The following is a 19,369-nucleotide window of genomic DNA, read 5'->3' on the forward strand; positions in this document are numbered from 1 at the left end:
CATATCTCCTATCGCCAAGCCTCACCCCCGGCCTCCGCGCTATTCCAGATACCTGGTCACCAGGTAGCGGAGCTTTTCCCGGAGGACAATCACGCTGTCATCCAGGGCAGCAGAGGAAGGCATCAGCTTGTTGTAATGAAAAACCTGACGGCGGTTGGTGCGGTAATCCGTAGGATAGGCTGTCACCTGAAAGCCCTCCTTCTCAAAGTTCAGCACCGACCGCTCCATGTGAAAGGCGGAGGTCACCAGCACAGGCCGCGCAAGCCCCCTCTCCTTCATGATGCGGCCGCTGAAGACCGCATTCTGCCGGGTGTTCAGGCTGTCCGGCTCCAGCAGGATATCCGCCTCCGGCACCCCCAGCCGCATCAGCTCACGCCTGGCAATCACCGCCTCAGGGCCGCTGTCTTCATAGACCTGCCCCCCGGACACCAGCACCGGCACATGGAGCCTGCTGTAGAGCTCCGCCGCAGCCAGCAGGCGGCTGGCAGGAGCGGCACACACATTGCCCAGTTCTCCCATGTTGGGGGTATCGGCAGTAGCACCGCCCCCCAGCATCACAATCACATCCCCGGCCGGCGCCGCAGGCTGCTCATAGGATCGCTCCAGGCTGCCCATCAGCATGGAGGATACCAGCTGGGTGGACATGAGATAAAAAATCCCCGTCACCAGGAAAAGCGCAACAGCCGCCCTTACCTCCCGCCTGCGCCACAAATAAAATGACAAAAGCCAGAAGCAGACAAAAAAAATCCCCGGCGGCAGCACGAAACTGGCACCGAATTTCAACAGATAAATCACAAAAATACCTCCATAAGCATAACGCACATCAAATTTTGGTAAAATCCACTCAAAATTCCCTAAAAAATCATTCTCTTTGCAGGATTTTTACTTTTTTGGTAGAATTATTTATTATTATACCATAATGTATGAAGAATGTAAGAAAAGAATTAAAAAGGAGAGATTATCATGGCATTAATTCCAGCAAACGAAATCAAGGCACAGAACAAGGCAAACGGCAAGGGTGAAATCACCATCTGCCACATTCTCGGCTCTGAGCAGCTGGGGGGCAACGACATGTTTGCCAGGGTTACCATCCCGGCAGGCTGCTCCATCGGCTACCACGAGCATCACGGCAACACCGAGACCTACCACATCCTGCAGGGAGAGGCCCTCTACAGCGACAACGGCAAGGAAATGAAAATCGGCGTGGGCACCACCACCTTCTGCCCGGACGGCGAAGGGCACAGCATCGAGAACTGCGGCACTGAGGACCTGGTGTTCATCGCCCTGATTAGCAAGAGCCTCTAATCCCCCGCAGGGCATAGAGGACCAGCAGAATTTACGAGGTATATTGCATGGACAAATTCAACCCATCTGACCTGCAGCTGAATAATCTTTACCAGAAAATCCTGGACAGTGCCGGTGTCAACATCTTCTGGAAGGACATGGATTCCCGTTTTATGGGAGCCAACAAGGCACAGCTGGATTTTATGGGACTCACCCTGGACGAGCTCATCGGCCATACAGTAGAGGAGCTGGGAGCCGTAACCTCCCAGTATCCTCCCCTGGTTGATGATGCCGAAATTCTCGCAGGCAAAACGGAAAAGCATGTCACCGGCAAGCTGCCGGATGCCAGCGGCAGGGCCAGGGATGTTATCGTCAGCAAGGCGCCGCTGATCATCGGTGAGGAAGTGGTGGGCATCATCGGCACCATCGAAGACATCACCGAAAAATGCGCCCAGCAGGACATGATCAGCCAGCTGAGGGAAATCCTGTTCAATGTGCCTTCCGGCATCTGCGTGTACAAGTGGCAGACAGGCAGCCAGGCCTACCAGCTGGTACAGGCAAATCCTGCCCTGCTGGAAATGCTGAACCTGACCGAGGAAGACATTGCCAAGGCAGACAGTGCGGAATCAGCCATCAAGGCCTGCCTGCATCCCGAAGATGCATGGCAGATTTCCTATGCCATGAAAAGGATGGCAGAGGGTGCTCCCTCCGTAACCTGCAACTGCCGCTTTTACCCGAAGGGCATGCAGAATTTTATCTGGCTGCAGGCAAGAGTAAAGTATGTGCAGCATGATGAGAACACCGCCCTGGTGTACATGGTGCTGACGGATATCAACGCCGAGAAGCGCAGCGAGCAGGCCCTGGCCGAATCCCAGAAGGCGTACCATGAGGTCGCCACCGGTGCCGGGCTGGTGGTATGGCACTACGATATGGTCAACGGCATCATGGAGTTCCTGGAAAACAAGGTATCCGCCCATATCCAGCAGAAGCATGCCCTGCCCCAGAAGCTTTTTGGCGCCCCAAAGAGCTTTGAGCACAATATTGCAGCAGAAAGCCTGGAGGACTTCCGCCGCATGAACCAGGCTGTCAGGGCCGGCAAGTCCGCCACCTGCGACGTGAAGTTCAAGCAGTTCCCGGGACAGCCGCCTCACTGGGAGCGGCTTATCTATACCCTGCCCCAAAGTGACAGCAATGACGCCCCTACTGATGCCTACGGCGTAGGCATGGATATCACGTCAGAAAAGCTCCGTCAGCAGCAGTATGACAAGGAGCTGCAGATGCTGCACACCGCCGTCAACACCAACCTTTTATCCAAGTGCCATTTTGACCTGATAGACAACAAGCTGCTGGACTATGTGGCAAACTCCCCTCACGCCCTGAAGCTTTGTACCGGCATGAGCTATACCGCCTCCATGGAGGTGCTCCATAACCTGGTCATCTCCCCGGATGAAAAGGACATGGTTGCCAGGGAGATGAGCCTGGACAACCTGATGCACAGGTATGTAACCAGGGACAGGGATTTCAGCATCGAGTACCGGCGCCACTGCGATGACCTGTCCCCGATTATGGTGGAGTGCAACGTGAGCATTTTTACCGGCAAAACGGGCCACATCGAGTGTTTTGTCTATTTCTATGATATTACCAACAAATTCATCAACTATATTATTTCCGACAAGCTGACGGAGCTGGGCTATACCAAGGTGGCTATTGTCAACAACCTTACGGGCACCATGACCTTTTTCAGCAAGGAAACAGGCGTGATTGAAAATACCCCTGACAGGCCCCTGTTTTATGACGAGGAATTGTACCGCTCCATCCTGGAGGCATATCCGGAAAAGGCAAAGGCGGAGGAGCTTTTCAGCCAGATGTCCCTGGACTGCATCGTGGACAAGCTGGATTATGTGTCTATGTATGACGTCTCCTACGACTTCCGCAACGATGCAGGTGAAGACTGCCGCAAGAGGATGCAGGCCTTCTACCTGGACAAGACCAGGACCAGCATCTTTATCATCCAGAGCGATATCACCAGGCAGTACCTGGCGGAACGCCGCCATCTGGAGGAGCTGGAGCAGGCTATCATGGAGGCGGACAAGGCAAATGAATCCAAGTCCATCTTCCTGTCCGGCATCAGCCATGATATGCGCACGCCGCTGAACGGAATTCTTTCCTTTACCAATTTTGCCCTGGACACGGAGGATGAGAGCCAGAGGACGGAGTATCTGAAAAAAATCAAGCATTCCGGGGAGCTGCTGCTGTCCCTTATTAACGATACCCTGAATCTTACGCGCATTGAGAGCGGCAAGGTGAAGATAAGCCGGGAGTGGATTGCTGCCAGGGACATGATAGACGAAATCCTCACCAGCGTATCCATGGCGGCATCGGAACGGCAGATACGGCTGGATATTGACATGACGGATGACAGGCTGCCGCGCAATATCATCTCTGACAAGCTGAAGCTGCAGGAAATCCTTTTGAACCTTCTGAGCAATGCGGTGAAGTTTACCAAGCCGGGAGGCTCTATCATGTTTAGTGCCAGCCTGCTGGAGGCAGACAGCATGACCGAGAGTGAAATCGCCCAGGTAAAATCGCCAAACCAGAAATGGGTGAAATTTATTGTTGCGGATACCGGCATCGGCATGAGTGCCAAGTTCCTGCCAAAGCTTTATGATGCCTTCTCCCAGGAGGAATCCCAGGAGGTGCAGAATCCCAATGGCACCGGGCTGGGGCTTTCCATCGTGAAGAAGTATATCGACATGCTGGGCGGCACCATCTCCGTGGAGAGCCAGCTGGGCAAGGGGACTACCTTTGAGCTGCATATCCTGCTGGAGGAAAGCCTTGAGGCTGAGGAAAACTGGTGCAAGGATGTAAAGGAATTTGACTTTAAGCATCTCCATGTGCTGCTGGCAGAGGATAATCTTCTCAATCAGGAGATCGCTGCCATGCTGCTGCAAAGCAAAGGAGCTGCCTTGGATGTTGCCAATAATGGCGTGGAAGCGGTTAATACTTTTGAGAATGCGCCGGAAGGGACATATCAGCTGATACTGATGGATATACGCATGCCTATTATGAACGGGTATCAGGCTACGGATAAGATACGCCGTTCCCATCATCATGATGGAGCGACGATTCCTATTATCGCCATGACTGCGGATGCTTATGAGGAGGATATCAAGAAGTGTCTTGAGCATGGGATGAATAGCCATGTGAGCAAGCCGATAAATCCTGATAAACTGTATGCGGAGATTGCAAGGTTCTGCTGATGCGGAGCGATGGAGTTGAACGACAAGCACTTTCGTAGATGTATCACCTTACTACAAAAGCACGTAACAGATGCAGCATCTGTTACGTGCTTTTGGTTTCCAAAATTATAACCGTACCACCTGTAGGGGAATTTTTAACGTAAACCTGGTACCTGCCCCCGGCTGGCTCTCCACCCGGATTTTTATCCCGTGCCGGTCGGCAATCCACTTGGCAATAGACAGCCCTAACCCCGTGCCTCCCGGCTGGCCAGCCTCCTTGGTGCGTGAGCTGTCCACCCGGTAAAACCGCTGGAAAATCTTCTCCTGCTCCTCCTCAGCAATGCCTATGCCGGTATCCTCAATCATCAGCTCCAGGCAGCCTGCATTCTCAGGGCAGCGGCTGGAGGACAGGCGGATAACGCCCCCTGCCGGAGTATACTTCACCGCATTTTCCAGAAAAATCCGCAGCATCTGCCGCATTGTCACCTTGTCAGCCAGCACCATGGCAGGCTCATTTGCCAAAAGCTGCAAATGATGGCTGCCAACTGCCATCTGCATCTTCCTGAATACATCTCCCACCAGTGCCTGCATATCCAGAAGCTCCTTGTGCAAAATCTGCCGTTTCTGGTCGGCACGGGCCAGGAACAAAAGCTTTTCAATCAGCTCCTGCATATTTTCCGCCTCTGAGCCGATAGCCTCCAGCCCCTCCTGCAAGGTTTCCTCGTCATGCCTCCCCCAGCGGCTCAGCATATCCGCATACCCCCTAATCACCGTCACCGGGGTTCTCAGCTCATGGGAAGCATCCGACACAAAACGCTGCTGCTGGTCAAATCCCTGCTGGATGCGCTCCAGCATGCGGTTAAAGGTCACCGCCAGCTCCGAAAGCTCATCCTTGGTGTCGGATACCTCCAGCCTGGTTCCCAGGTCGCTGACCTCAATCGACTTCACCGTATCCGTCATGCTGCGGATAGGTTGCAGCAGCCGCTGACTGACAAAATACCCCAGAAACAGCGCCAGCACCAGCCCCAGCACCATTTCCACCAGCAAAATCTGCTGAATGAACCCAAGGAGCCTGGTCTCCGTAGTAATCGTCCTGAAAAAATGCAGGCTATAGTGCTCCCCGTTGATAGCCACCGGCACTTCCTTATAGTAAATCACAAAATTGCCGATCTCCACTACCTGAAAGTTGGGATTTGCCCACAGGGGCGGCTGCTCCCTGACATGCTCCTGCAGCTGCTGCAAGGAGGGAGAAAACACATCCGTATCGTACACCACATCTCCCTCTGCATCAGTTATCTTCAAAAAAACCCCCGGCACCATGCCAAAAGTCATATTATCTGCCATATTCTGCCGCAGGTCATTGCGGCTGACAATCACCTTGTCGCTGCCATTTGGCACCGCCTCTCCTGCCCCATGGCCAAAAAACGCATCAGGCTTGACACTGTCATGCCGCATATATTCACGCTTTTCCTGTTGCCGCTGCCTTTCCTTTTCCCGTTCCTCCGGCTTAAAATGAGGCGGCACAGGCAAAGTTTCCGTCACATGCTCCTCCACGCTGCCAAACCTGTTTTTCAGCTGCTGCACCGCATCAAAAATACTGAAGGACAGCTCTCTTTCCACCTGATGGTACTGGGTATAATAAATCCCCACTGCCGTAAAGGCGCAGGTAGCAAAAAGCAGCACCACCATCAGCACCGCATACACCAAGGTCAGCTTGACGGAAATCCGCATCCTGGGCATCCGGGACAAGCGCAAAAGCCGCAGCCTGTGCAAAAAGCGCAGGCGGCTACTCTTTGATAACATAGCCTACCCCCCGCATGGTGTGAATATACTTCTCGCCAAATTTGTCATCCAGCTTCTGCCGGAGATAGCGGATATAGACATCCACCACATTGGTATCCCCCATGTAGTCATAGCCCCACACATTGGACAAAATCTGGTCGCGGCTCAGTACGGTGCGCTTGTTGCGCAGCATGTATTCCAAAAGGTCATATTCCTTTTTGGTCAGCTCCACAGGCACATTTCCCACCATAACCTCATGCCTGGCAATATACATGGACAGGCTCTTGATGGACAAGACTTCCTCGCCGCCGGCCTGCCCGGCCTCACCGCCGGAGGCAGCCGCCTGCCTGCGCAGAACCACCCGCATACGCGCCAGAAGCTCCGGCGTGGCAAAAGGCTTGGTAAGATAATCATCTGCCCCAATATCCAGCCCCTGCACCTTGTCCTCAATATCATCCCGGGCAGTCAGCATAATAATCGGCACCTGGGAAAACTCCCGCACCTTGCGGCAGACAGAAAAGCCGTCCAGCCCCGGCAGCATCACATCCAAAAGGACAATATCATATTCCTCCCGGGCAAGCCGCTCACAGGCACGGCTGCCGTTATCCTCCACAGCCGTGGTACATCCCTCGTGCTCCAGCTCCATCTGCAAAAAGCGGGCAATCCGCCTCTCGTCCTCAACAATCAGTACCTTGCGCCCCTTCATATCCTTCACGCTCATTCCTTTATCCACTCATTTATCATTTCATTGCCACTTTGTTATCATTTTATTCGCCAGACTGGCATTTTATTTATCAATTCATTAATATCTATGCCGCAGCTGATTATTTCTTCACATACTTCTTGCGGAACAGATTGAGGAAATGAGTACAGCTGCTGGACAGGGTGCGGTTTTTCAGCCACGCCACCACCGTATGGGTATGTATCTCGGACTCCACCAGATGCTTGAAAATAACCTTGTCAGAGTTCACCATGCTGCGTGCCGACAACGGCACCAGGGAAATGCCGATACCCATCTGAGTCCACAGTATATTCTGAATCTGACTGTCACTGACACTCAGGATGTTGGGCTCAAACTTGTGCTTCTGGCACTGCTCCAAAAAGCCAGTATGCCAGCGCAGCGGCACCAGAAGGGGCTTGTCCGCCAGCTCATGGATATGTATCCTCTCAGGGTCCTCGCCGCAGCAGCACAAATCCTTGTGCATGGCAAGCACCAGGGGCTCATCCGGCAGCACGATGGACTCATAGGTGCTGCTGTCCACCTGGGTTCTCGTAATGGCCAGCTCTATGATATGGCTGTCCAGCAGCTCCAAAATGCGGGCGCCATCACTCTCCCAGATATTAAAGTTCACCATAGGATAGGCACGATGAAAATCCGCCACCAGCTGCGGAATCAGCATGGCACCGGAGCTGGTAACAGTCCCGAGCTTGATAGTGCCTGCCACCCCGGAGCCGATATCCGTAATCTCCCTGAGGGTGCCATCCACCATGCCCAGGATGTGCTTTACCCTGGAATACAAAAGCTGCCCCGCATCCGTAAGCCGTATCCTCCTGCTGCCCCGCTCAAAAAGCTGCACCCCCAGGCTGGTCTCCAGCTTCTTCATCTGACGGCTCAGAGCAGGCTGGGCAATACTCAGCCTGATAGCCGCATGGCTGATATTTCCTTCCTCAACAATGGCATAAAAAGCCTGCATATCCTTTATTTCCATATTGTTCCCCCGCTAATACACAAATATTATGATATTTTAATATTTCCTATACCATTATTCTACTACTTACAAAAAAAAACAGCAACAATATGTATAGAAAACATATTGTTGCTATCACATAAAATAAAACCCCCGGTCTCACCCACCGGGGGTTTTCGTTTGCAACTCATGGAGCTACTCCGACACTTCCTATGTCACACCTATCATACCACACGTCACATCATTTGTAAATCCTTTTTTACCCCAGTACAGCTACCTGCCCAGGCAAAAGCTCCAGCCTGCCCCCTGACAGCTTCACATCGGCCAGATTGCTGAGAAGCACATTTTCCCCAGCCCCGGATGGCAACGGCACCTCCCTTTCAGACAGCCCGAAATTGGCAACCACCAGCGCAGACTTGTCCTCGCCTCTCCGCTCGTAGGCAAAAATATTTTCCTCATCCTCCAGCACAGGCACAAACCTGCCGTAGGTAAAGACCTCCGCCCACTCCGGGGATTTTCTCAGGGCAAGCAGCTGCTTATAATAATTCAGCACGGAATCCTCCCTGCCCTGCTGCTCTGCCACATTAATTTCCTGATAATTCGGATTGACCTTCAGCCACGGCGTACCGAAGGTGAAACCGGCATTTTTTTCACTGCTCCACTGCACCGGTGTCCTGGCATTATCCCGGCTCCTATGATAGCAGGCCTCCAAAGCCTCCGCTACGCTGCACCCGGCACTCAGTGCCAGCTGATACTCATTCTTGGTGCTGATATCATCGTATTCATCAATGGACGCCATCCGGCAGTTCTGCATGCCAATTTCCTGCCCCTGGAAAATAAATGGAATCCCCCGCAAAAGGACGCTCACCGTCCCCAGGAGCTTCGCCCCGGTCTCATTCTGCAATTCCTCAGGCAGATAGGTGCACACGCCTCTTGGCTCATCGTGGTTCTCAATAATATTCGCCAAAAAGCCTATTTCCTGAGACTCCAGCTGCGCCCTCACCGTAACCGCCCGGAAATCCTCAAACTGCACCGGCCTGCTGTCATACCAGCCATGTTCCCCATAGGTCAGCTTGTGGGCAGAAAAATCAAACATGGTGGAAAAATGCCCATCCTCACCGATGAACTCCTTCAGCTCCTCCGGCTTCATATTAAAGACCTCGCCCACCGTGAAGGCATCATATTTAGCAAAGGTATGCCGCTTCAAATCCTCCAGCATCTCGCCTACGCCATCCACAGACTCCACCATGCGCCAGCAACCGGCCAGACCGTCCGGCCCATCCGCCGGAAAGCTCCTGAACTCCAAATCCTTCTTGATATTGATGATGGCATCAATCCGGAAGCCGTCCAGCCCCTTGTCCAGCCACCAATTAATCATGCTGTACAGCTCCTCCAGCACCCGGGGATTTTCCCAGTTCAAATCAGGCTGCTCCTTGGCAAACATGTGGAGGTAATAATACTCCGTCCCCTCCACCTTTTCCCAGGTGCTGCCACCAAAATAGCTGCGGTAGTTGCTAGGGGGCTGGCCATCTTTTCCCTTGCGGAAATAAAAATAATCCCCGTACTCCCCCTCCGGGTCCTGCAACGCCTTCTGAAACCACTCATGCTGATCAGAGCAATGATTGATAACCAAATCCATTACAATATACATGTCCCGCTTGTGAGCCTCAGCCAAAAGCTCATCAAACTCCGCCATAGTGCCAAAAATCGGGTCAATCTGCTGATAATCCGCAATATCATAGCCCTGGTCCACAAAAGGAGACTTGTAAATCGGGGAAATCCAGACAATATCCACCCCCAGCTCCTTCAGATAGTCCAGCCTGCTGATAATCCCCCGCAAATCACCGATACCATCACCATTGGCATCCAGAAAGCTCTTGGGATAAATCTGATAGGCAACCTTGTCATGCCACCACTTTCGCTCCATAAACACATCTCCCCTGCAAAAATGCACAATGCAAAATATAAAAATACAAAATCCCACACCAAAAACCTCGATGCGGGATTAGCAAACAAAAAATTATTCTCCTGCCTTTGGATAATGCGGATGGGCCTTCACATAGTCCACCGGACGGCTCCAGTCAACATGCACGCCGGTATTCTCCCAGAGCCTGGTCAGCACCAGCTGGAAGCTCTTTTCATCAGCCAGCGGGTCCACCGTCACCTCGGAAAAATCCCGCAAGGTCTCATGAGGCACACGAATCTCATGCTTTTCGCTCAAAAACTTCTCCGCATCAGCCACAGCCTGCGCATCATCCAGGCAGACCTTCACAGTCTTTGCCTCACGGTCATACTCAACCCAGCCGATAGAATTGCGGCAGCTGACTGCCACGCTATATATCTTATCACTCATCTCGTCATTCTCCTTCACAAGCAAAATACTCAAGACTATTATATAGTATAACCCTGTTGTTTGTCGAGAAAACTTCGCGAGAACTATCTCAATTCAATTTGCTGCCAGGCGTATATACCGTCACTTTCTTAAAAAACCTGCCGCCAATCTCCATGTATTCCCGCACCTCGCCTCGGTAAAACTTTACCCTGCCAGCCAGAAGAGGCTCCGGCAGCTTTTCGGGCTTTGCCAGACATTCCACCCAGCGATAAGGCACCTGATTGCCTTCCTCATCCTCATCGTAGTACAGGGTATCCTCCGGGCGCGGCTCCTCATCCCCCCGGCAGGCCTCAAAATGCAGCTTGATCTGCTCCATGAACATCAGGCAGATTTCCTCGGACATATCAAGGGTTCCCTCCTGGCTCTCATCCGCCCCGTTGTAGGCTGCCATAAAAATCGCCTTGCCGTAGATAATCTGCTCCCTGTCCGGCTCCGGGAAGCGGCGGTTAGGCTTCATTCCCAGCACAGCAGCCAGGTCATTCACCAATATAAACAGGGAAATTCCCGGCTGAATCTCAAAAAATTCCACCGCACCATAATTTCCCTCCAGCACATCACGGATGGCCTCCTCATGCTCCCCATGACCTGCCGGCAGGCGGATAATCTCCGGCTCCTTGCCCGGCTCTATCAAAATCGCCCTCATCAACTGCTGTTTCGCCATAAATCTCATTTCCTCCTAAAAAAAATCATATAATATTGTTTGTCAAGACTTGTTATTAAAAAAATATTGTGATAGTATAGTTATCAAAGAGGGATACTCTAGAATGTCCGTTATTCCTTTCATCGTCTGGCCTACTCCTTTTATACGGGAGCCTGACATCGCGCCGTGGCTGCTGGATCGTCTCCGAGCGAATAGCAAAAGCGGCTGCTGAGGGCACCCACCTGCAATCGCAGGTTAGACCTGTTGGTCGACGGCATTTCGGAACCCGCTTGCAAAGAGGGAAGTCGTTCGCGGCTTCCCTCTTTCTGTATGCAGTTTTACAGTATGCAGGCACACAGTACACCCTTTATCATGCCACAGGCATCGATATGCCGATAAACATCCCTCAACTATATCCCCTTGGCAGCGAACACTCCGGCAGGATAGACTTTTACGCCTGTACAGCAGTTATTCACTCCTGCCCTGCCAGGATAATCGCATGCTTCATGCGTGTAACGTTGGACAGCATATCATCCTCCGGGAAAAATGCCCGCACCGCCTGAATCTGCTCATCCTCCCCGTCAGCCACCACTACCTCCACCCTGTCCCCCAGGATTTTCCGTGCCTGATGCACCACCAGCCGGATATGCTCCGAATCAGTCAGGATAATGTAGTTGTTGGCAATATCGCTGTGGGCAGCATTCACAATCTCCTCCACAGACGGCCCTGAGGGGTCACTGCCATCCAATATAACAGTAGCCCCGGCCTCCTGCAACCTCTGCCCCAGCTCCGGGGTATCCGCCACCGTCATCAGTGCCAGCGGCATCAAAAAGCTCTGCTGCACCATTGCCATGGCATGAGGCTCCGCCATGATATTGATATGGATTTCCCCGATATGCCCCCAGCCCACGGCACGCTCCAGCACCTTGCCGGGATGCTCCGAATGAAGATGGATAAACAGGCTGCGGTAACGCCTCTCCACCACTACAAAATTGCCAATCTCCTGCAGCTCCCGCTCGATAAGCTCCACGGAAAGCTTGGGATTTGCCACCATAAAGGTAACGCAGTAAGGGCGCACCATATCATCAAGGGGGCTGATCAGCTTTTCCTGATGGGCAGCCCGGCTGGAAAACGGCAGCATCGGTGACACGAACTCCCCGATAAGCCCCTTCAGGCAGCCATTCAGAAACACCTGCATAATCATCTCCCCGGAGTCAATTTTCTCCGAAAAGGATTCCTCCCCCGCCTTGATGGCCGCCTTCAAAATCTCAATAATCGACAGCCCGTCACGCACCGCATGATAGGCGCCCTTCGCCATAATCTTGGACGCCACAATAATCGGCCTGTCCTTCTGCTCCGGCACCGCCTTCTGGGCATAAAGGATGCCGTACTGGAACGCCTTGCCAAACTCCTGGGAGGACGCATTGTACTTGCCGGTCAGCCCCTTGGCCAGCCCCCGGAGAATCTGGGACAATATCACCCCGGCATTGCCCCTGGCTCCCAGCACCGCCGCATCCGCCACGCGCCTGGCCAGGCCGCCGATGCTCTCATTCACCGAATCCTGCAGGGGCAGCACCGCAGCCCCCATAGTTCTCAGCACATCCGTCCCCGGCATGCCGCAGTAAAAGAACCTGCCATTCTTCTTGACCTGATTAATACCTTCATATTCCAAGATAAACTCACTATAGGCACCAATAATCATGCGCTTATAATCAGTACCTGTGATAACCTCATTATCCTTTGCCATAACAAAACTCCCAAAAACTGTTCCCCTTGCCTCGCAAAAGGATTCACAAATCCATGCATTAAAACCCTACGCTAAATTATAATCCCTTATACTAATTATAATACATAATCCGCTTTAAAAGTAGATGAAAATTGTATATAATATAAGTATTCGCGAAATTCTCTCATTAACCTCTTTTTTGAGGAAAAAAAGTAAGGAGATTTTTATGGAAACTTCCGATTTGCAAAATATACATGCTACAGACAGCAATGAAATGGCAGCAGCCACAGCAACAGAAGCCGGGACTGCCACTGCCAAAAGAAAATATACCCGCAGGGCAGCCGGCAAGAATGGCAGAAAGGTCCGAGGTGCCAAGGCGGCAAAGGCAACGCCGTCCAAGCCCCGCTATGACAGGATTTTTTCCCTGGACATCGGTACCCGCAGCGTCATCGGCATCGTAGCCGAGCAGACACCTGAGGGGCTGAAAATCATTGCCACCGAGAGGCAGGAGCACAAAACCCGTGCCATGATTGACGGCCAGATTCACGATGTGCCCCAGGTGGCAGCAGTCATCGACAACGTAAAAAAAGCATTGGTCAAGCGCACCGGTCCTCTGAAAAGTGCTGCCGTAGCAGCTGCAGGCCGTGCCCTCTACACCATGACAGCAGCTGCCGAGATGGAATTCAGCGGCATCATCACCAGCGAGCAGGAACGCGCCCTGGACTTTGCAGGAGTGCAGGCAGCCCAGGCAAAGCTGGCGGAATCCCACACAGTGGATGACCTTTCCAACTACTACTGTGTAGGCTACAGCACCGTAAAATACGAGCTGGACGGCACCCAGCTGAAAACCCTGGTGGGACAGCGGGGACGCATTGCCTCCGCCACTGTCATCGCCACCTTCCTGCCAAGGCAGGTCATTGACTCCATGCATTCCGCCCTGCAAAGCGTCCAGCTGGACATGCAGGCACTGACACTGGAGCCTATTGCCGCCATCAATGTACTGATACCTGCCACCATGCGCCACCTCAACCTGGTACTGGTGGACATCGGTGCCGGTACATCAGACGTTGCCATTACCAAGAACGGCTCCGTCATTGCCTACGGCATGGTACCCCAGGCAGGGGACGAGATTACCGACGCCCTGTCCCAGCAGTTCCTGCTGGACTTCAACGTGGCAGAGCAGGTAAAGCGGGATGTTACCAATGGGCTGCAGGGCAAATTTGCCGACATTATGGGCATGGAATACGACCTTTCCCCGGAGGAAGTCCTGAAGCCTATCATGCCGAACATCAAAAAGCTGGCAGAGGCAATTGCCCGGCAGATACTGGAGCTGAACGGCGGCGAACCGCCACAGGCCATTATGATGGTAGGCGGCGGCTCCCTGACACCGAACCTGAGCAAATTCGTAGCCGAAATCATGGATTTGCCAATGGGCAGGGTAGCAGTGCGGCACCCGGACAAAATCGATGGCGTGCTGGATATTCCGGAGGAACTGAAACTGCCTGATGCAGTCACCCCTCTGGGCATCCTGAAAATCGCCTCCATCAACACCCTGCATTTTCTCAGGGTATATGTCAACGATGCCGAATACAGCCTGTTCAACTTCCGTGACCTGACCGTGTCCGATGCCCTGCTCAACGCCGGCATCCTTCTGAAGAAGCTCAACGGCAGGCCGGGACTTGGCACCATGCTGAAAATAAATGGCGAAAATAAATTCATCCCTGGCACCATGGGAACCATGGCGCAGCTGACCGTAGACGGCAGCCCGGCAAATCTGGATACGCCTATCCATGACGGCAGCCGCATACAGGTCATCCCGGGGCAAAACGGTGCCGCCCCTGAGATTACGCTGGAGGATGTGCTGGAAATACCGCCATCCTACACAGTGTTCATCAACGGGGAGGAAACCCATATTGCCGCCCAGTTTATCATCAACGGCCAGACGGCACAGCCGGGACAGCTTCTTCATGACGGTGATGAGATCATCAGCAAGGAAACACGCAATCTGGGCGAGGTACTGAACTCCGCAGGCTTTCCACCTACAGGCAAAAAGGTAAAATACACCCTGAACGACAAGGAGTCCCAGTACACCATCTCACCAAAAATATTACTCAATGACAATCCTGCTACCCTCACCACCGAGGTACACCAGCAGGACTACATCGAGTACATCGCCCCTGAGCTGCCAAAGCTGGGGGATGTGCTGAACGTTTCAGAGCTGGATGCCTCCCTGGTTATTTACTATGAAGGTCAGGAGCACAAAATCCCGTCCGCTACCGTATCCCTTGAGGTCAACGGACACCCTGCCACCCCGAACACGCTGATTGCCGATGGCAGCAATGTCCGCTTTATGAAATCACTGCGGGCTGCCACTACCGTCAGCGATGCACTGCTGGCAGTAGGCTTCCAGCCTCCGGCAGCCAAGAGCAGGGTAAACTTTACCATACTGGTGAACAAGCAGCCGGTGAACTTTACCGACCCTATTAAAAACGGGGATGAGCTGGCTGTGGTTATCAGCGAACATGACAGCAGCAAGCCATTTATGGACAGCGGCACCGCTTCTGGAAGCACCGCTGCCAGTGCTGCGGTAAATCTGACAGGTGCCAACGAGCCACGTCCCATGACACCTGAAGCCATCCGGGACTCCATCCGTCTGGCAGACAAAATCAACAGCATCCCGGGACTCAGCGAGGCACTGAAAAATAACAGGTTCTAAAAATGAATCAATAATCAACAAAGAACTTAATAAAATACACAAAGGAAAAATCAGAGGTTTTGCAAAAATATTGCATTAGCTCTGATTTTTTCTTTTTGACCTATTGACTTTTTGACTAATAGTGATATAATCATAATCAGAAAGAGCAAAAAGATAAAAGCAAAGCAGACAGCCCATAGGCAGCTGCCTTGCAGGTCAATTAATACTCTCCCAACAATAACATTTTATAGATATTCTTTGAAAGGAGTCCTCATCATGTTTGGTTTAGTTCCATTTGGTTCCAAGAAAAATAACGAAGTTGCAAGAAGGGAAGATGGCTTCCACAGCCTGTTTGATATTTTCAATGAGCCATTCTTCACCAACCCATTTGCCGGCTTTGGCGATATGGGCATGCCTGCCTCTATGCGGGTAGATGTCAAGGATAACGGCAGCTCCTACGAGCTGACTGCCGACCTGCCAGGCATGGAAAAGAAGGATATTTCCCTCAGCTATGATAACAACTACCTGACCATCGAGGCACACCGCGATGAGAGCAGCGACCAGAAGGATAATCAGGGCAACTACATCCGCCGCGAGCGTCACACCGGCACCATCAGCCGTTCCTTCTACATCGACAACATCGATGAGACTGGCATTTCCGCCCAGTTCAACGCTGGCGTCCTGAAAGTTGTCCTGCCAAAGGCACCTGAGGTGCAGCGCCACTCCCGCATTGAGATAAAATAACCCTCAGTCCTTTAGGCTGGCAGCTGCAAAACATAGCTCCCATTTCAGCCATACGCTGAAACAACCATAAACATTCCTCTAAAAAATCCCTGCCGGAAACCAATACAGGTTCCCGACAGGGATTTTCATTTGCTCATGGATATTTTTGTTCATGCACCTGGCACATGCATATCAAGTACATTACAGCTGCAAGAGCCCTGCCTCAAAGCTCCCTGCATTTTCCAGCCGGAGAAGTGCCTTTTTATTTGCTATGCCGCCTGCATAGCCCGTCAGCCTGCCCCCGGCTCCCAGCACACGATGACAGGGAATCATGATGCCGATGGGATTCCAGCCCACGGCCTGGCCTACCGCCTGGGCAGACATTTTCCCCCTGCCATTTTGCTCCGCCAGCCGCTTTGCCAGCTCCCCATAAGTCACCGTCTGCCCATAAGGAATCGCCAGCAGCAAATCCATCACCTGCTGACGAAAGGGCGTAACATTCCTCAGCTCGTATGGTGGCAAAAAATCCGGCCTGCCACCGGCAAAGTAAATATCCAGCCACTTCACTGCCAGGCTTATGGCATCTTCTCCCTTGCCTGACTCCCTTGCCTCATTTACTGCCCTTGCATACTCCGGTACATCATGACAGGCGATAGCTTTTGGCAAGCCATCCCGTGCTTCATCCTTCACAAAGCTGACCTCCGTCAGCACGCCTCCTGCAACGGACAATATCAGATTGGCAAAGCCATCCGGCGTAACATATAGGTATCTATCGGTTTTCATATCCATAGTCTTCACCACCTTATATTTCACAAAATCTACTTTTCCTGAAATACATATCGCTATCCTATTTCAGGAAAACCCACTTTGCTGAAATATACATCACTGTCTTATTTCACCAAAACCCACTTTACTGAAATAAGCACTGGAAAAGTGTCTCTTTGTTTCAACGTAAATCATCTTGACACAAAATCTTATTTCCTGTACACTGGACTTGAAAGAGTGGTTCTTTCGTTTTTCGCAAAAGATGATGTGTGACGGTTCTGACACATCGGTAAAATAAAACTGACCGAAGGAAGATGATGTGTGACGGTTCTGACACATCGGTAAAATAAAAGCTGACCGAGCGAAGAACAAACCATAGCGAGGCTGATTTTATCATTGGCCTCGCTTTTATCGTGCGAGGTATAAAATGGAATATACATTGGAAGTATTACGTTTATCATCTCAATTCAACAAGGACTATCCCAAAGATACTTATCCCGAATTAATGCATAAGCAAGGACGCCCTTATACCTGCTTGCTGATAGACCTCCATTGCGATTATTTTATCTGTATTCCATTCCGTTCATCAATCAAGCATAAGAACGCGTTTATGTTTACTGGAACAGAACGTTCAAAAAGAACACATTCCGGTCTTGATTATTCAAAAATAGCAATCATCAAAAACACAGATTATTTTGACCGTGACACACCAGCAGTAGTTGATCAAGATGAATATAATGAGATGCGCAATAACATACAGACTATCGTTAATGATGCAGATAGCTATGTCAGCACATACATCAACCATATCACTGGAACCAAATTACTTCATCCTAGAGCATTCTCGCGTAAATATCAATATTCCACATTACCATATTTCCATGATATCATGGGGATATAACTATCTTACATATTCAATAGTCCCTATAGCGGCCAGCGAACCAAAATCGCTGGCTGCTTTTGTCTTTTTCACACTGCTTCTGCAAAAAAGCAGGAAAATCCTTCACATCCTCCGCCAATGTCAAATACCCTTCCCTATCCATAAAAGCATTGGCAAACTCCACAGGTTCCAATTCAGCCTTAACCTCCGCCCAATCCACGCTATCTAGTTCCTGCAAATTCCTCTCTGCCTGCTGAACATTATCTGCCAGCACTATACCCTGCATATCAATCATTATACATCACCTGCCATAAATCCTCTATTCTGACCCTCATTCATCAAAACTTATCAATTCCATATTTGCAATATAATCAAGAAGAAAACCATTAACCAATCCTTTTCTAATACAATAAATTTTATCAGTTCTATAATCACACATTGCATTATTGCACATTTTGCACTAAAATCAAAGGTGAAACATAATTCGTTAGAATATTCCTTTATCATTTTTATTTATGCAAAAATATTACCCAGCCTCATTCTGCTGATGAAGAAAATGGTGATAATCATGACTATTCAAAAATACATCTTACAAGAATATTTTGAATTATATATGTCAGATGTAGAACACTTAGCACCAGCATCTGTCAAAAAATACGTTAGTGCAATTAGTAAATGCTCAGATTTTTTACGCCAAAAGACCATGATAAAAGACACCTTATATGAAGTCGCAGATATCACCCAATTAAAAAATTTGCGTGATATACTGCTAACAGATGAGGAATTTTACGCGCTAAACTCGCGTGGCAACCACATGTATTCTGCTGGCTTCAACAAATATATAAAATTTGCCGAAGGCGAAAACTTTGAAGCTATAAATGATGCTATCGCACCACTATATAAACCATTTCCTAAAACCAAAACGCCAACACTAACTTCTACTGCAAAATGGACACGAAATCATATTTTACGTCAGCAGGTTATAAAACTTGCAGACTACAAATGCGAAATAAATCCTGCCCATCAAAGCTTTATAGCTGAAAATACCCAAAAGCCTTATATGGAAGGGCATCATGCCATTCCTATGAAATATCAGGAGCATTTCTCATACAGCCTGGATGTATACGCCAATATAATATGCCTTTGTCCTATCTGTCATCGCAAAATTCATTACGGTCTTAAAAATGACCGACATGAAATGATGAACCAACTTTATGAGCAAAATAGTTCCAAGCTAATAAAAAGCGGTATTGAAATCAGCAAAACGGAATTTGCTAACTTAGATATTTGATTTTTTGGTTTATGTAACATAAAATCTCCATGTATTCAATGATGCTGTATCATAATTGTTGACACTTTTTACTCGTATATGATGATATATAATACGAGGAAAAGGAGGTGCTTTTCATGGCACGAAATCAGAAACATTATGATACAGATTATAAGGTACAGGCTGTAACTTTAGCTAAGGAAATAGGTCTTAGCAAAGCTGCTCGTGAGCTTGGTCTTGCTCCAAGCACTTTAAATGGCTGGATAAAAGCCACTCGTGAAGGAC

General features: G+C 50.5%; 16 protein-coding genes and 1 other RNA gene. 7 read left to right on the plus strand and 10 right to left on the minus strand.

Going from position 1 to position 19,369, the window contains the following annotated elements; translation table 11 throughout:
- Window positions 1-39 precede the first annotated feature (39 nt).
- Complete coding sequence (locus FYJ84_RS08910; protein ID WP_277007037.1) at window positions 40-795, minus strand: YdcF family protein; 756 nt, start codon at window positions 793-795, stop codon at window positions 40-42.
- A gap of 168 nt (window positions 796-963) precedes the next feature.
- On the opposite strand from FYJ84_RS08910, the gene FYJ84_RS08915 reads away from it, so the two are divergent.
- Window positions 964-1,305, plus strand: a complete 342-nt coding sequence (locus tag FYJ84_RS08915) for a cupin domain-containing protein (RefSeq protein WP_154407258.1) — start codon at window positions 964-966, stop codon at window positions 1,303-1,305.
- 47 nt (window positions 1,306-1,352) lie between these two features.
- Window positions 1,353-4,544 (plus strand): hybrid sensor histidine kinase/response regulator, encoded by a 3,192-nt coding sequence (locus FYJ84_RS08920; RefSeq protein ID WP_154407259.1) that lies wholly within the window; start codon window positions 1,353-1,355, stop codon window positions 4,542-4,544.
- A 105-nt stretch (window positions 4,545-4,649) separates the two neighbouring features.
- On the opposite strand, the gene FYJ84_RS08925 is transcribed toward FYJ84_RS08920, so the two are convergent.
- From FYJ84_RS08925 to FYJ84_RS08950, 6 genes are all read right to left on the minus strand, one after another.
- Window positions 4,650-6,326: a sensor histidine kinase gene (locus FYJ84_RS08925; RefSeq protein ID WP_154407260.1), complete on the minus strand. Its 1,677-nt coding sequence runs from the start codon at window positions 6,324-6,326 to the stop codon at window positions 4,650-4,652.
- The gene (locus tag FYJ84_RS08930) at window positions 6,310-7,026 is read right to left on the minus strand and encodes a response regulator transcription factor (protein WP_277007509.1); all 717 of its coding nucleotides are present in this window, start codon (window positions 7,024-7,026) and stop codon (window positions 6,310-6,312) included. Before FYJ84_RS08930 ends, FYJ84_RS08925 begins: the two co-directional genes overlap by 17 nt.
- A gap of 103 nt (window positions 7,027-7,129) precedes the next feature.
- Window positions 7,130-8,014 carry a LysR family transcriptional regulator gene (locus tag FYJ84_RS08935; RefSeq protein ID WP_154407261.1) on the minus strand — a complete coding sequence of 295 codons (885 nt, stop codon included), beginning with the start codon at window positions 8,012-8,014 and terminating at the stop codon, window positions 7,130-7,132.
- Window positions 8,015-8,252: 238 nt separating this feature from the next.
- A complete protein-coding gene (locus tag FYJ84_RS08940; protein WP_154407262.1) occupies window positions 8,253-9,920 on the minus strand; it encodes a glycoside hydrolase family 13 protein in 1,668 nt (555 codons plus the stop codon).
- Window positions 9,921-10,013: 93 nt separating this feature from the next.
- The gene (locus FYJ84_RS08945; RefSeq protein ID WP_154407263.1) at window positions 10,014-10,346 is read right to left on the minus strand and encodes a hypothetical protein; all 333 of its coding nucleotides are present in this window, start codon (window positions 10,344-10,346) and stop codon (window positions 10,014-10,016) included.
- 88 nt (window positions 10,347-10,434) lie between these two features.
- Complete coding sequence (locus FYJ84_RS08950; RefSeq protein WP_154407264.1) at window positions 10,435-11,046, minus strand: DUF3846 domain-containing protein; 612 nt, start codon at window positions 11,044-11,046, stop codon at window positions 10,435-10,437.
- A gap of 92 nt (window positions 11,047-11,138) precedes the next feature.
- Between FYJ84_RS08950 and ssrS the strand changes: the two genes are divergently transcribed.
- Window positions 11,139-11,315: non-coding RNA, 6S RNA (gene ssrS / locus FYJ84_RS08955), on the plus strand.
- 182 nt (window positions 11,316-11,497) lie between these two features.
- Here ssrS and FYJ84_RS08960 read toward each other — a convergent pair.
- The gene (locus FYJ84_RS08960) at window positions 11,498-12,772 is read right to left on the minus strand and encodes a DAK2 domain-containing protein (protein WP_154407265.1); all 1,275 of its coding nucleotides are present in this window, start codon (window positions 12,770-12,772) and stop codon (window positions 11,498-11,500) included.
- 205 nt (window positions 12,773-12,977) lie between these two features.
- Between FYJ84_RS08960 and FYJ84_RS08965 the strand changes: the two genes are divergently transcribed.
- Together FYJ84_RS08965 and FYJ84_RS08970 are read left to right on the plus strand one after the other, a co-directional pair.
- The gene (locus tag FYJ84_RS08965) at window positions 12,978-15,467 is read left to right on the plus strand and encodes a cell division FtsA domain-containing protein (RefSeq protein ID WP_154407266.1); all 2,490 of its coding nucleotides are present in this window, start codon (window positions 12,978-12,980) and stop codon (window positions 15,465-15,467) included.
- A gap of 255 nt (window positions 15,468-15,722) precedes the next feature.
- Window positions 15,723-16,190, plus strand: a complete 468-nt coding sequence (locus FYJ84_RS08970; RefSeq protein WP_154407267.1) for an Hsp20/alpha crystallin family protein — start codon at window positions 15,723-15,725, stop codon at window positions 16,188-16,190.
- Window positions 16,191-16,370: 180 nt separating this feature from the next.
- On the opposite strand, the gene FYJ84_RS08975 is transcribed toward FYJ84_RS08970, so the two are convergent.
- Window positions 16,371-16,958 (minus strand): methylated-DNA--[protein]-cysteine S-methyltransferase, encoded by a 588-nt coding sequence (locus FYJ84_RS08975; protein ID WP_235901411.1) that lies wholly within the window; start codon window positions 16,956-16,958, stop codon window positions 16,371-16,373.
- Window positions 16,959-17,361: 403 nt separating this feature from the next.
- Between FYJ84_RS08975 and tenpIN the strand changes: the two genes are divergently transcribed.
- Window positions 17,362-17,835, plus strand: coding sequence for a type III toxin-antitoxin system TenpIN family toxin (gene tenpIN, locus FYJ84_RS08980; protein ID WP_154407268.1), 474 nt, complete (start codon window positions 17,362-17,364; stop codon window positions 17,833-17,835).
- A gap of 13 nt (window positions 17,836-17,848) precedes the next feature.
- On the opposite strand, the gene FYJ84_RS08985 is transcribed toward tenpIN, so the two are convergent.
- The gene (locus FYJ84_RS08985; RefSeq protein ID WP_154407269.1) at window positions 17,849-18,109 is read right to left on the minus strand and encodes a hypothetical protein; all 261 of its coding nucleotides are present in this window, start codon (window positions 18,107-18,109) and stop codon (window positions 17,849-17,851) included.
- Window positions 18,110-18,382: 273 nt separating this feature from the next.
- Here FYJ84_RS08985 and FYJ84_RS08990 point away from each other — a divergent pair, with 273 nt between their 5' ends.
- On the plus strand, window positions 18,383-19,105 hold the full coding sequence (locus FYJ84_RS08990; RefSeq protein WP_205764175.1) for an HNH endonuclease: 723 nt from the start codon (window positions 18,383-18,385) through the stop codon (window positions 19,103-19,105).
- The last annotated feature ends 264 nt before the right edge of the window (window positions 19,106-19,369 follow it).

Source organism: Anaerovibrio slackiae, from assembly GCF_009695585.1.
In the GTDB taxonomy this organism is placed as follows: domain Bacteria; phylum Bacillota; class Negativicutes; order Selenomonadales; family Selenomonadaceae; genus Anaerovibrio; species Anaerovibrio slackiae.